At 64.7% G+C, this 12,575-nt stretch carries 20 protein-coding genes; 2 read left to right on the forward strand and 18 right to left on the reverse strand.

The features are described from left to right. Positions 1 to 410: 410 nt before the first annotated feature. Both AB3M81_RS17560 and AB3M81_RS17565 read left to right on the forward strand, forming a co-directional pair. Positions 411 to 1,763: an AAA family ATPase gene (locus tag AB3M81_RS17560; protein WP_412905230.1), complete on the forward strand. Its 1,353-nt coding sequence runs from the start codon at positions 411 to 413 to the stop codon at positions 1,761 to 1,763. A 97-nt stretch (positions 1,764 to 1,860) separates the two neighbouring features. Continuing rightward, the gene (locus AB3M81_RS17565; protein WP_412905231.1) at positions 1,861 to 2,211 is read left to right on the forward strand and encodes a hypothetical protein; all 351 of its coding nucleotides are present in this window, start codon (positions 1,861 to 1,863) and stop codon (positions 2,209 to 2,211) included. Between the two features lie 33 nt (positions 2,212 to 2,244). Here the strand turns inward: AB3M81_RS17565 and AB3M81_RS17570 are convergent, their stop codons facing one another. From AB3M81_RS17570 to AB3M81_RS17655, 18 genes are all read right to left on the reverse strand, one after another. After that, on the reverse strand, positions 2,245 to 2,655 hold the full coding sequence (locus tag AB3M81_RS17570; protein ID WP_412905232.1) for a hypothetical protein: 411 nt from the start codon (positions 2,653 to 2,655) through the stop codon (positions 2,245 to 2,247). 230 nt (positions 2,656 to 2,885) lie between these two features. Continuing rightward, on the reverse strand, positions 2,886 to 3,311 hold the full coding sequence (locus tag AB3M81_RS17575; RefSeq protein WP_412905233.1) for a hypothetical protein: 426 nt from the start codon (positions 3,309 to 3,311) through the stop codon (positions 2,886 to 2,888). After that, the gene (locus AB3M81_RS17580) at positions 3,308 to 4,375 is read right to left on the reverse strand and encodes an AAA family ATPase (protein WP_412905234.1); all 1,068 of its coding nucleotides are present in this window, start codon (positions 4,373 to 4,375) and stop codon (positions 3,308 to 3,310) included. Before AB3M81_RS17580 ends, AB3M81_RS17575 begins: the two co-directional genes overlap by 4 nt. Further along, positions 4,372 to 4,746, reverse strand: a complete 375-nt coding sequence (locus AB3M81_RS17585; protein WP_412905235.1) for a hypothetical protein — start codon at positions 4,744 to 4,746, stop codon at positions 4,372 to 4,374. Before AB3M81_RS17585 ends, AB3M81_RS17580 begins: the two co-directional genes overlap by 4 nt. Before the next feature lie 35 nt (positions 4,747 to 4,781). Next, complete coding sequence (locus tag AB3M81_RS17590) at positions 4,782 to 5,219, reverse strand: hypothetical protein (protein WP_412905236.1); 438 nt, start codon at positions 5,217 to 5,219, stop codon at positions 4,782 to 4,784. Between the two features lie 35 nt (positions 5,220 to 5,254). After that, a complete protein-coding gene (locus AB3M81_RS17595) occupies positions 5,255 to 5,533 on the reverse strand; it encodes a hypothetical protein (RefSeq protein WP_412905237.1) in 279 nt (92 codons plus the stop codon). Then, positions 5,530 to 6,135 carry an isochorismatase family protein gene (locus AB3M81_RS17600; RefSeq protein ID WP_412905238.1) on the reverse strand — a complete coding sequence of 202 codons (606 nt, stop codon included), beginning with the start codon at positions 6,133 to 6,135 and terminating at the stop codon, positions 5,530 to 5,532. The genes AB3M81_RS17595 and AB3M81_RS17600 overlap by 4 nt, the downstream gene beginning before the upstream one ends. A gap of 1 nt (position 6,136) precedes the next feature. Beyond that, complete coding sequence (gene pnuC, locus AB3M81_RS17605) at positions 6,137 to 6,841, reverse strand: nicotinamide riboside transporter PnuC (protein ID WP_412905239.1); 705 nt, start codon at positions 6,839 to 6,841, stop codon at positions 6,137 to 6,139. 107 nt (positions 6,842 to 6,948) lie between these two features. After that, positions 6,949 to 7,374 carry a hypothetical protein gene (locus tag AB3M81_RS17610; RefSeq protein ID WP_412905240.1) on the reverse strand — a complete coding sequence of 142 codons (426 nt, stop codon included), beginning with the start codon at positions 7,372 to 7,374 and terminating at the stop codon, positions 6,949 to 6,951. Further along, complete coding sequence (locus AB3M81_RS17615) at positions 7,371 to 7,811, reverse strand: hypothetical protein (protein WP_412905241.1); 441 nt, start codon at positions 7,809 to 7,811, stop codon at positions 7,371 to 7,373. The genes AB3M81_RS17610 and AB3M81_RS17615 overlap by 4 nt, the downstream gene beginning before the upstream one ends. A 22-nt stretch (positions 7,812 to 7,833) precedes the next feature. Beyond that, complete coding sequence (locus AB3M81_RS17620; RefSeq protein ID WP_412905242.1) at positions 7,834 to 8,526, reverse strand: hypothetical protein; 693 nt, start codon at positions 8,524 to 8,526, stop codon at positions 7,834 to 7,836. Positions 8,527 to 8,529: 3 nt separating this feature from the next. After that, positions 8,530 to 9,012, reverse strand: coding sequence for a hypothetical protein (locus AB3M81_RS17625; RefSeq protein WP_412905243.1), 483 nt, complete (start codon positions 9,010 to 9,012; stop codon positions 8,530 to 8,532). A 48-nt stretch (positions 9,013 to 9,060) separates the two neighbouring features. Continuing rightward, positions 9,061 to 9,951: a hypothetical protein gene (locus AB3M81_RS17630; protein ID WP_412905244.1), complete on the reverse strand. Its 891-nt coding sequence runs from the start codon at positions 9,949 to 9,951 to the stop codon at positions 9,061 to 9,063. Next, a complete protein-coding gene (locus tag AB3M81_RS17635) occupies positions 9,948 to 10,313 on the reverse strand; it encodes a hypothetical protein (protein ID WP_412905245.1) in 366 nt (121 codons plus the stop codon). Before AB3M81_RS17635 ends, AB3M81_RS17630 begins: the two co-directional genes overlap by 4 nt. A gap of 55 nt (positions 10,314 to 10,368) precedes the next feature. After that, complete coding sequence (locus AB3M81_RS17640; protein ID WP_412905246.1) at positions 10,369 to 10,695, reverse strand: hypothetical protein; 327 nt, start codon at positions 10,693 to 10,695, stop codon at positions 10,369 to 10,371. 79 nt (positions 10,696 to 10,774) lie between these two features. Then, positions 10,775 to 11,137, reverse strand: coding sequence for a hypothetical protein (locus AB3M81_RS17645; RefSeq protein WP_412905247.1), 363 nt, complete (start codon positions 11,135 to 11,137; stop codon positions 10,775 to 10,777). Further along, a complete protein-coding gene (locus AB3M81_RS17650) occupies positions 11,130 to 11,858 on the reverse strand; it encodes a hypothetical protein (RefSeq protein ID WP_412905248.1) in 729 nt (242 codons plus the stop codon). The genes AB3M81_RS17645 and AB3M81_RS17650 overlap by 8 nt, the downstream gene beginning before the upstream one ends. Before the next feature lie 316 nt (positions 11,859 to 12,174). Beyond that, positions 12,175 to 12,534: a hypothetical protein gene (locus tag AB3M81_RS17655; RefSeq protein ID WP_412905249.1), complete on the reverse strand. Its 360-nt coding sequence runs from the start codon at positions 12,532 to 12,534 to the stop codon at positions 12,175 to 12,177. Positions 12,535 to 12,575 lie beyond the last annotated feature (41 nt).

Raw genomic sequence — 12,575 nt, forward strand, 5'->3', positions numbered from 1 at the left:
ATTCTTACTGGCATTGGAGGGCTTTCCCTCTTACTTACTTACTTGGATCCAAAGATCCAAAATAGATCTACTACTACAGGGGGCCTTCATCTCAGAATCTCAGAGCACTGAGATTGAGACGGACTCTCTGTATAAGGGTGGGGGTACGGGAAAAGTTGGATTTCTGGAGCCAGCGCTCCTTTTGGTCAACGTTTCCAGCCAGAATCTTGGCTCCAGACAGTTGGCCCACGTTGGAGCCAGATCCAACTTTCGACCCGAAACCGGGCCGATCGACTCGAACAGCGCCCCGAGACACGCCACGGGCACCACCGCGACGTTGGCGGCAAGTCTCATCATGTGAGACCCGATCGAGTCGCGTGAGGGTTGAGGGCTTGCACAGACAGCACCCGCACCCACACAGGAGTTACTGCATGATCACCCTCGGCGACCTCGGACTCACCCCCGTCAAGGACACCACCCCCATCGAGCCCGTCGAGGATCCGAACACCACCGAGAACGAGTTCGCGCTCGTCACCGGCAGCGCCGTCGCCCGCACCCTCATGCACACGTGGTCCGGCGACCGCCTCGTCTCGGTCAAGTCCCCTCCCGGCGCGGGCAAGTCCACCCTCATCATCGATCTGGTCCGACACCTACTCCACCGCACCGAGTTGGACATCGTCGTCGCCTCCCCCACCAAGCGCGGCATGTACGACCTCACCGAACGCCTCGTGGACGTCCTCGGCGTCGGCGAGAACATCCCCAAGGTCGTGTTCAGCCACCCCACGATGGACCGCCCCGAAGGGTCCGTCACGTCCGCCATCAAGAGCCGCCACGTGACCGTCCGAACCGTCGCCTCGTGCGCGGCCAAGCCCCCGCCGGTGGACGTCCTCATCATCGACGAGGCATACCAGTCCACGTTCTCGCAGGTGTTCTCCGCAGCCGGTCAGGCCCAGCAGATCGTCATGGTCGGCGACCCCGGCCAGATCGGTCCGGTCAACCGTGTTCCGGTCACCTTCTGGGACAACTCCAAGGTCTCCCCCGCATCCCGCGCCCCCGAGGGGTTCGCCAACTTCGACGGCATCGTGGAGATCAACCTCGACTCCACGTACCGGGTCGGCCAGACCACCGTGGACGTCATCGCTCCCCTGTACGAGTTCGTGTTCAAGTCCGCCCGCCCCGACCGGTGGCTCGTCGCCGCTGACGGCACCCGTGCCCCGGAGATCACGTCCGTGAAGGTGCCCGAGGTGTCTGTTCGTGCCGACCAGCCGCTCATGAAGGTCATCGCCGCCGAGGCCGTGAAGTTCATCGGTCAGACGGTCGTGGACGGTCACCACGAGGACGGTTCGCCCATCGAGTCGGTCATCGAGGAACATGACATCGCGGTCGTCGTCGCGCACAATGATCAGGCGCAGATGGTCGGCGCGTACATCAACATGCTGCTCGGACGTGGCGCGAACGCCGCCAGCGAGTCCCGTATCTACGTCGGCACCGCCGACCGGGCGCAGGGCGGCCAGTGGAAGACTGTCGTCGCGCTCGACCCGGTGGTCGGTCACGAGAACGCGGGCTCGCACCAGTTGTCGGCCGGGCGCCTGTGCGTGATGTTGTCGCGCCACACCCACCACCTGACGTGGCTGCACGACGGTACGTGGTGTGAGAAGTTCACGTCCGTCCTCGACTCTGAGGATGTTGCGGCCGCCACGCAGAAGGACGCCAGCCTGTGCATTGACGTCCGTCAGCGTCTCTCGGTGCACGACTCGGGTCGCGAGGTGACGTTCGACGCGTGAACGCGCGATGAGGTGCCTGTTCCGCCGCATAGATAAGGGACAGGCACCTCTTTGCTTTGGGCGCGGGCCTCGCGTCCTGATCACGAATGGACGGACCATGATTCTCAGCGACGCACTGTTGCAGAAGGCGTACAACGCGTTCCTCACCAAGTCCGGTGGACTCGGCGGTATCAAGGCTGCCGTGAAGGCCGTCCTGCCGACGGTGGAGGTTCAGGCGAAGGCAGACTTCGCTGACGCGATCGAGGAGCGGGTGCGCAACATCGTGACGGCGTTGTCGGACGAGAACGGGATGGTCCCGGCGGACAAGGTCATCGACCGGGTGGAGTCGTACACGGCCACCATCAAGGGTCGCGCGAACCTCGAGCGGACGACCGCGGATCCGTCCCGCGACAAGGTGTTCGTCAAGACGTTCGACCCTGATGCACGAAAGCGCCCGGCAGGCTACTGACCTGCGAGGCGCCGCCGCCGAAGACCCACTGCCCTAGTTCGGGTAGTGGGTCTTCTTCCAGTATGCGCCGTTGGACGGACCGACCTCGGCTCGGTACGCCCGACGTGCCTCCTCGGCGTCGAGGGCGCGGTAGTGCTCCCACTGGTGCCACGTGAGACCGTTGACCGGGATGTGGTCGACGTGTGCTTGGGCGAGTCGTAGCGCCTCGTCGAGGCTGAACCGGTGGGTGGCGAGCCAGTGGTCCTCACGGCCGGACGGAAGGCTCTCGTAGTCCCAGCAACCGTCGGTGCCGAGCGCCTCACGGTTTCGAAGGACGGCCCACTTGTGCGGGCTTCGCCACTGAACGGTGATGGTGAACGAGTGCGCTTCGCTCATCCCGTCGAGCGTGTCGGGGTCCACTCCGGTCGGGTACACGGTGTACGTGGTGGCGTGAACGTTGCTCATGCGGCGGCTTTGCGGGTCTCGCGGGCGACGGCGGCGACCATCAGGGGCAGCCATGCGACGGACGCGAGGCCGTAGAACAGGTACGTCTTGGCGTCGGCGCGGTCGCCCGGGTTGTCGGACGAGGCGAGCGCGAGCGCAGCGCCGAGACAGCGCCGAGACAGCCGACGGTCACGAAAAGCGCGACGGCGAGGTAGCCGTAGGCGATCGTTTCGGTGAGGTTCATGTCTGGTTCAAGCCCGGACGGGCTCGACCTCCGATCCTGTTCGGGCGGCGAGGAACTCGAGCCGCTTGGCGATCCGTTCGTCCCGGTCGTCGATGGCGTTGACGACCATGAACTCGTGGTACCGCAGGTCGAACTGGGTGGTCTTGTTGGCGTGCTCGACGGCCAGTTCCATCGCGGTGTCGAAGTCGAACCGGTGGTTGGCGAACCACTCCTTCCGCGCCGATTCGGGGCCTTCGAAGAACGAGAACTCCCCGTCGGTGCCGAGCGCCATGTCCTGACGGGTGACGGCGTACAGGCCACGGGAACGCCATTCGACCTTCACCGCGAACAGCCACGCGCTGTCGAACCTCGGGTCGACGCTCTCAGGATCCACGCCGTCGGGGTAGACGACGTAGGTGTATCCGATCGCGTTCTCGGGCAGCAGGCCGGTCATCGGTACTCGCTTCCTTCACGTGTGTAGTACAGGGGCGCGACCTTCTCGCGGGACAGGTTCCAGCACGCTTCGGTCGCTTGTGCGAGCCGTTCGTCGTGGTCGGCCGAGTCGAGGACGAGGTAGTTGAGGTTGAACTTGGCGCACAGGTCGAGCCAGTACTGGTCGGTGGTCTCGCGCTGGTCGCCGCCGTAGCGGAGCGGGTCGGGCTCGAACTCGATGTTCGACTTCGTGACGAGGTACAGGTCCGAGGTGAGTTTCGCCGCGGCCGTGGTGAGGGTGCGCTCGTCGTCCTCGTCGAGGGTGAGGGTGCCGTTGTTGCGGAACTGTCGCCACAGGCCGAGCGTGGTGAACAGGTCGGTGTCTTGGACGATGAACGGCTTGCCGGTCTTGTCGTCGCAGGTCTGCTGTCGGGCCTGCTGTCCGGCTGCGATGGTTCGCATGGCATCTGGTGTGAGGTCCGGTCCGACGGTTTCGAGGTAAGGGCGAGCCCATTCGGGAACCCAGTGCCCGCCGAGGGTGCGGGCGAGATCCTTCGACAGTGTGGTCTTACCGGTGGAGTCGGCGCCGAACACGGTGACGGTGGGGCGCAGGTACTTCTGGAACTCGGGCAAGATGATGTCGAAGTTGCCGATGACGTTGTTGCGGACGCGGGTGGCTTTGGCGTCGTTGATCTCGCGGGCGATGTCGTAGGGGACGAACTTCGCGCCGACTTCCTTGGCGAGCCGCAGGCCGTACATCTCGGACGCGACGAGCAGGTCGCCGGGCTCGAGCGCGCAGTGTCCGATGAGGAAGTCCCGCCACATGTCCCAGAAGGCGGTGTCGTTCTCGCCGTTGGGTTCCTGCTGGATGGTCCGGTGGATCTGGTAGACGCGAACGTCGCCCCGGATGGAGTGAACGGCGGAGCGGAGGGCTTCGGCGCGTTCACGTGAGTACGGCTCGTGGGGTTGGGTGTTCAGCACGACGGTCACGTGGTCGGCGAGGTGGGACGCGAACCGGATGAGGTCGAGGTGTCCGGTCGTGGGCGGGAGCGCCGTCATGAGGACGAACGCCCGGTAGGCGGTCACTGCCAGCCGTTCTTAATCTTGACGGCCCGGTACAGGTCGAGGAGAGCCGCGTTGGTGTCGGCGACGATCTGTTCGCGTTCGGGGTTGGAGTCCTCGGGGTAGCAGGTGACGTACCACTGGCCCTGCTCGGGACGCCCGGGCAGGTTGTAGGGGACGTGCCACCAGAACTTCCCGCCGAACCCGAGGCGACCCATGAAGCGGTACTCCTTGCCGCCGAGCCGGGTGTCGAGTGCGCCGGAGAGCCAATACACGAAGTCGTCCTTGTCGTCGGCGTCGTCGACGGCTCCGGCCTTCTCGATGAGGAGGTCGTAGATGCGTCCGGCGAGTTCACGATCGACGGGGACGAGCCGGGTGTCGGTGCGGTTGCTCATGTCGTGTTCAAGCCCTTCAACTCGGGGTGGTTCGATCAGATGCCGTACCGGGACTGGATTTGGAACATCGCCTCGGTGTGGTCGGGCTCGATGTGGGCCTTCGGGTTCTCGGTGCGTCGGGCGGGGGTGTTGATGCCTCCGAGCCACCAGTTGCCGTTCCCATCGTTGTGTGCGAGGCGGCGGTGGCTTTGGTGGCTGACGCAGACCTTGCCGTCGGGCGAGATGGACCGGCATGGGATCTTGCGCTTCTCTGCCTCGTCGGCTTGATGCTGGGCTTCGTCGGACTGCCAGCGGGCGTTCTTGCGGATTCCGCCGATCCACGGTTCGGGCGCGTCGGGGTGGGTGTGCTCGATGTCGGTGGTTCCGAGCGCGTGGCCGCGACCCCGCACGCAGGCGTGACCGTCCGGTGAGGTCGCCGGGCACGGCAGGGCGCTCGAGGGGATGGTCTGGTACCACTCGGGTCGGCGTCGCATACCCCTTTCAAGCCCTCCCCTGCTGCCCGTGCCGATCAGTAGTCGCGCCCGAACGACCCGAGGGTCTCCTCGGGTCCGGTGAACTCGCTGTCGTCGTGGAACGTCACGTACATCCGGCGGCGTGCGGTGACCTCGCGATGGTCGCCGTAGACCTTCACGAGATCCTCGTGCGCCTTCTTCGCGGCCGCGAGGCACTCGATGTCGCTGTCACCGCCAACGTCACTGCCCCACGGCCCGGACACGGAGTACTGGTACCCGTGTGTGGCGACGCCCGCGGCGATGGACTCAGCGACCTTCGCTTCGACGTCGCTCATGCGGCGACCCACACTCCGGCGGCGCGCAGTTCGTCGGCCACCTGCTCGTCGTTGTCGGGGTTGACCGAAGCGGTCAGGTGCTTGATCACCCGGGTCTTGAACCCAGCCCGGGAGGCGTCGAGTGCGGTCTCCTTGACGCAGTAGTCGTACGCGATGCCGACCACGTCGACGTCGGTGACGTCCCAGCCTTCGAGGAACGATGTGAGGTGCTCCTCGTAGGTCGTGTCCTTGGCCTCGTAGTCGAACGCGGAGTAGGCAGCGTTGTACTTGCCCTTGTGGACGGTCCTCACAACGGGGCTCGACTCGGCGCTCTCGGTCAGGTCGTTGTACCGGGAGACGAGTTCGTCGGCGATTGCTGCTCCCCCGCTGTTGGCGACACAGTGGACGGGCCACGTGTCGATGAAGTCCGGATCGGTGCCCTCCGCGGCGAAGTGCCCATCGGGGTCGATGTGCCAGTCCTGCGTGAACACGATGACGTCGTGGGCCGAGAGGTCTTCGGCCGCGATCTGGGAGGCGACGGACCGGCCTCCGGCGACGGCGAGGCTGCCGCCTTCGACGAAGTCGTTCTGGACGTCCACGATGATGAGGGCCCTGCGGGTCATGTCAGACCATCTCCTTGATGCGGGCGACGGCGTCGCCTCGGTTGGTGTCGTTGGTGGTCTTGGCTCGGTACCAGACCCACGCGCCGAAGCACGCGTTGGCGAGGAAGAACACGTACTGGAATCCGGCGAGGTACAAGCCGGTGTTGAAGTAGGTGTAGATGGCGGCGACGTTCACGATGCCCCACACGGCCCACGACTCGATCTTCTTGTTGTCGAGGAGGAACTGGGCGAGCATCGACCCGACGAAGATGATCGCGTCGGCGGGTGCGAACTTCCCGTCGAACAGGTTCACGATGCCGAGCGCGCCGAGGTAGGCGACCACGGTCGCGGCGATGTAGGCGGGCCACCACTTGGCTGCGACGAATCCGACGGGCCGGGTGTTGGTGTCGGACTTCCATCGCATCCACCCGTAGATGAGGGCGGGGGTCATGTAGATGTTCAGCATGGCGGACGCGACGAGGCCCCACTGCCAGAACAAGATGGCGTAGGAGGCGGTGCCGACGGCGCCGATGAGGTAGTTGATGCGTCGCTGGAACACGACGAGGATGACGCAGGCGTAACTGGTGACGACTGCGAGGGCTTCGAGCCAGTTGATGCCGTCGACCCATCCAGCCGCGAGGGCGACGAGGTAGGACAGGGCTGTGATGGCCAGACCAGCGCCGAGGGCGATGGTCACGTCTTGCTTGATGGTGCGCGTGTAATTCACCGGGTGCTTCTTTCTGTAGTTGTCGGTCACCGATTACAAGACCTTTTGGTCATGTTGACTCGATCACCTGTTACTGGATTCTATGCGGCACTTCGAGACGACATCGATCAGATGTCGAGATCCGTGGCAGGGACAACGAACGCAGGCCGAAGCGAAATCCGGCCCTCGGCGACGAGCACGCTCAGCGGCTCCCCTGCTGGCGTGTTCGGAGTCAAGGGGAAGCCGTCGATGTTGCGGCTGTGCGTGGAGACCGACGCCTTCGTATCGAGGGTCGGGCCGTCACCGTTGAGCGGCCGGAAATGGGGCCGGGCGTTGTAGTCCCACGAGATCTGCCGCTGGTAGATTCGCCCGGCAGGTGTCAGGTAGGTCGGTTGGTCGGTTCGCTCGTACCCGTTGTCGTACGGGAGGGTGTGCCCGGTGGGCGTGAGAGGGACTTCCTTGTAGTACTCGACCTTGTGCTTGTCGCCGAAGTTGGACTTCTCCTCGGTGTCGCCGACGGGCAGGTAGCCGATGACCGTCTCGGGAGTGTTCATCGCATGAGCGCCGCAACGGTGGACGCGTCCATGCGTTGGATGAACATGTTGGCGACCTGCTCGGGCGTGATGGCCGCGTAACACTGGTACGCGAACGTGACGTGATCCTTGGGGAACTCGAACACGAGGTTGAGCGCGGCGGTGAGCCCGTTCACGGTCGTGACGTCGGCGCCGAACTCGATGACGGTGGTCGCGTCGTTGTCGAGGCGCCCGGGCTGGGCGGGCAGGACGCCACTGGTTTCGAACTCGGCGAGGGACTGGTCGCCCTGAGCGCGAGCGAGTTGCAGCATCGTGTCGAAGATCGGTTCGATGGAGTCGAGGAACAGGGCGTACACGGACATGCCCTGCCCGTCGGGGTAGTCGATCGTCAGGGTGGGCGCGAAGTCCTGCCCTGACGCCAACTTGGCGGCCGGGGTCATGGTGATGAAGTCCGTCATGGTGGGTCCAAGCCCGGAACGTTCACGGGTCCGATCGGTGCTCGTCGCGGATCCGGTCAGCCCACTGCTGCTCATGATCCTTCATCCATGCCCAACGGATGTTGAAGTCGGCGTCCTTGAGGTGCTCAGGCGGCAGGAACCCAGCGATCTCCTCGAGCGTGAACCGTTCCATGAGCGTCGCGAAACGCGCCCGCGTCTCGAAGCCGTAGAACGCGAACACCTCGTCGGTGGTCGAACCGCCCAGCAGAGCGGCAGCCCAGTACGGCTCTTGCATCCCGGGGAGACAGTGGCCCTCGCACAAGTACGTGCCCGGGGTGGTCCCGAAGGTCTGCCAGTTGGTCTTGGTGCCGCACACGTAGCAGGGCACACCGACCTCGGAGATGTCGAACACATGCGTCCCGAACCGGTTGCATGCCTTGCAGAACCCGGCGCCGTTGCGGTACCCGCGGGCCTCCCATTCGTGGTCGCCGTTCTTGACCATCGACTCACACGACAGGACGGTCTGCGCCTTCGCCCATGCGGCATGCTCGGCTTCGGTGACCGTGTCGCCTTCACCGCGAAGGAACCCGATGACATCGTTGTGCACCTCGACGAAAGCGGTCTCGTACGAGTCGGCGGTGCCGCGAACGAACACGATCCCGTTGGCTCCCCCTTGAACGAAGGTGCCGTCAGGCCAGTCACAGACCGCTTCGACGGTCGTGTTCGCGATCAGCATGGGTCAGGAGACCGCGACGCCAGCCGCGTTCATCGCGTTGACGATGGACCCGTCGTAGGACTCGGTGGCGATGATCTGGGCTACGTGCCTCTGCTGCCCGGGGAGCATCGCGATCATGGCGACCGTGGTGAGGGCGTGATGCTCGGGGTAGGAGAAGGTGAACCCGACGGGGACGGTGATGCCGGACGTCAACGTCATGTTGGCGCCGAACTTCACCTCGTGACGCTCGCCGGTGACGTTCTCAGGGGTGGCCGGGGTCATGATTCCGTCGTCCTCGAACGCGGTGATGGAACGATCCTCGTGATCGTTGTAGGCGATGTCCGCGAACATCTCGATGAGCGGGTCGGTCATCTGCTCGCCGAGCGCGGCGATCGCTGCCATGCCCTGACCGGTGGGGTACTCGATGGAGAAGTCGAGAGGGAACTTGACGCCGCTGTCGAGATCCTTGCTGACGTTGAGGGTGACGGTCGACTTGGCGTCGGTCATGGGGGTGGCTCCTGTGCTGCGCCGGGGCGCGGTAGTTGGACTGTGGGTTCAGATGCGACGAATCGCGGCGACAGTCGCGTCGATGATGCGGGTCCGGGCTGTGGCGAGTCGCTTCTGCTCTGCGGTTGTCAGCACGGGAACCTCGCCGGTGAGGTCGAGTGGTGTCAGTGCCGGGAACAGGGGCGCGACGTACTTGATGATCGGCAGGAGGTTCTCGTCCTTGCGGACGCGGCCGATCTGGTTCATGTACCCGGACGCTGTGAAGTCCTTACCGCTGGCCTTGAAGTAGACCTCGAGCGCGAGCGCGCGCACCCACACGGCGGCCCGGTTCTTCGGGTTGATCCGCTGGGACACTTCGCGGTCGTTGAGGGCTGCGTCGTACAGGGACCAGTCGGTGCCGTGGAAGAGGTTCAGGACGCTGCCGTTGTAGGGGCCGCGCAAGGTGAAGAACAACATCTGCTCGACGGGCGGCTTCCACCCGAGGACGGCGTCCCACACGTCACGACGGTGATCCCATTCGTCGTCACTCAGGTCGTCGGGGCCTTCGGTGGAGTTCTGGTAGTGGAAGTCCTCCACTCCGGGAATGCTGGTGAGCACGTTGGTGAGTTCGTCGTGAACGGTGTAGACCTTCACATAGACGCGGCCGTCATGCTCGGCCACACCCATCGTGAACACCCCGGCGTAGTCGGGATCCTTGTGCTTCTTGGTGTCCTCTTCGAGCAGTTCGAACGTCGCAGCGGACAGGGGTGTGTCTCCGGCGCCGGACGTCGCGGGTTCACCGGTGACGCGCTGGTCGTACACGCGCACGGCCTTGATGACGGTGTCGACGGCGTCAAGCCTGTCAACCTCGGCGTTCAGCAGGGGTCGAACGTGGTTGATGAACTCGAACGCGTTCGTGCCTTCACCGAGCCGGTAGGCGTCGTAGATCTTGGTGCTCACACTCGGTCCTTGTCCGTGACGGGCAGGTCGCGGAACGGGATGAGGTTCAGGTCGTCGGCGTTCATCCGGTCACGGAGCAGATGGAAGTTGAGCGGTTCGCTTCCGACGGCGCATCCGGTCCACCTGCCGCCGGGGCAGTGGCAGGAGTTGCCGAGCAGGACGGCGACGGTCATGTGGTTCGCGAGGTGGGTGTCGCCGCGCTTGGACGCTCGGACGGCGAGCCACGTGAGGACGACGCCGGTCCACTGACCGACGATGTACTCGAACCGAGACTTGTGGGCCTCGCAGTTGGGGCAGTCCCTCTTGCCGAACAGGGGCTTGAAGATTCCCTTGGCGAAGTAGCGCCGGTTGATCTTGCTCATGACTCGCTCAAGGCATCAAAGAGCCGAGGGTCGATCACGGGGGCTTATCGTGTTGTCAGCGAAGGCCCGAGGCGCCCTCGAGGACGCCGCCGTGTCCAGCGAACGTGATGTCTCCGTGTTCGATGCGGAAGTTCAGGAACTCGTGGTCCATGCGTCCGTAGCCGACAGGGCACGCGGATGTCTTGGCCGAGTCGGGTGCGTGATGGCAGGGCTTGTTGAGGATGGACGCTGCGGCGAGGTGGTTGGCGGCATGCCAGTCGCCTCGGTTGACGGCCCGGGACGCGAGCAGCCGTGCGCCCCAGCCGATGAACTTCGCGAACAGGAAGTCAAGATAGGGCCCCGCGTCGGGGCCGCAGGTGCGACAGGATCGTTTGCGGGACACGGCTGCGAGGCGACGGGGCATGTCGGTGGCCTTCCGGTTGAGACGGACAGGCCCACGGCGGCGACGGGCCTACCGACCTCTATGCACGCTGGACACTGGACACGTGCGCGTCGGGATTGAACTGGTGCAAGATCGCGTTCCAGTCCTCCGAATGGACGTACGTGTTGGTCTCGCCGATGGGCCGCAACGGCTCCTCAGGAGTGGCGGTTGTGTTGAACCCTCCGCTGGTGGCGTACATGCGGGCCGTGGTGTCGTACCACAGGACGTAGAGCCGCCACTGGGTGAACGCCTGCCCGACGACCATGCCGCGACGGATGAACGGTCCACCGGTGTTCGCGAAGAGGGCTTCGGTGATCTCCCACGTGACTGCGCCGTGGTGATCACGGCGGAACTTCGCGAGCGCTTCGTCGAGGTTCGCAACGGTCTGGTCGAGTTCAGGCATCATCGGCACCTTCCTCGTCTTCGTCGGTTTCGGGTTCGTAGCCGTTGTAGACGCGATCGCACAGCGACTTGCGGAAGTGCAGCATGGCTGCGGCGATCTTGCGGGCGTGCGGGTTGTCCGGTTCGGCGTCGAGGAAGTCTGCAATGAGGGAACCGACCTGCGGCTGCACCAAGTCGAGGTACTCGCCGGTCTCCTCCCACTGGACGATGACACCTCCGTTGTCGAGGACACCGTCGGGGGTGTGCTTGCTGGTCGCCAGTGTGTGCTTCGCAAGCAGGAAGGTGAACCGCAGCGACTTCCACTTGGCGCGGACGGCACCGAACGGCTTTCCTGCGAACTCTTCGCGGTCGGCTTCACGAAACGCAGCGAGCAGACCGTCCCGTCCGCCTACGCCACGACGGCGGGGAACGAAACGTCGCGCGGCGCGGTAGAGGCGCCGGTGGGGTGCGTCGTAGCCACGGAAGTCGTCGTCGTACCGGATGTGACGGATGTCGTGCTCGCGGGTGTACGCCCAGTCTCGAGCGGCGAAATGCTCAGCGAAGACGCGCAGCAGTTCAGCAGCCTTGGCCACCTCGCTGCTGTTCGTTGCAGGTTCTACGAGGTGTCCGGTGGTGACCTGTCCGTCTTCATGGACGATCGCGCCGGTGTCCGGGTCGGTGTAGTGACCGACATGGGTTCCGTCAGCGTTGGTGAACCGGGACCGGTCCGTGGCTCGTGTCACGTGTGCCTCCTGTGATTAACCCCTGCAAGGAAGATGCGAACGACGGTTCGATCTCTTGTAGGCGAGACGAAGGTCGGTGTTCGGCGTTACCGTGATGTAACTCGCGTTTCTCGGGGAGGACTCACATGAACAAGGACGTTCGCCAACTAGTGCGACGGCTCAAGAAGCAGGACTTCAATGTCGAGCACACAGAGAACGGCCACCTACGCGTGAGCAACCACGGTGGCCCGTATGTGGTGATACCGACGACGCCGAGCGACTGGCGGTCGATGAAGAACGCGAAGGTCCGGCTGCGACGGATCGGGTACGTGGAACGTTAGGCGCCGTGCTCGACTGCGTGTTCGAGCGCGTCCCACTTGGAGTCGAGTTCGTCACGCAGGGACGTGCCGATGTCGTCGTTGCCTCGGTCGCCGTAGATGCGCGTGTAGGAGGCGTGCTCGCAAGCGAGGAGGGCGACGTCGGTGCACAGGTCTTCGACGGCCGTGGAGGTGGCGTCGGTGGCGACCTTGACGGAGATGCGAGATGCCGCGACCTGCTTGAAGTTCCGCATCGCCGCTTGGGTCAGGTGCGTGGACAGGTACTCCTCCCAGCCGTCACGGTCGTGCAGGTCGATCGGGTGTCCGGCGTCAGGAAGCGCGTCGAACGGTTCGGTGGTTTCGGGGAGCGTCTGGGGCACGTACCGACCGTCGCGGCCGTGCGCGTTCCCCACCGCGTCAA

Source organism: Aeromicrobium jepli, assembly GCF_047246605.1.
Lineage (GTDB): Bacteria > Actinomycetota > Actinomycetes > Propionibacteriales > Nocardioidaceae > Aeromicrobium.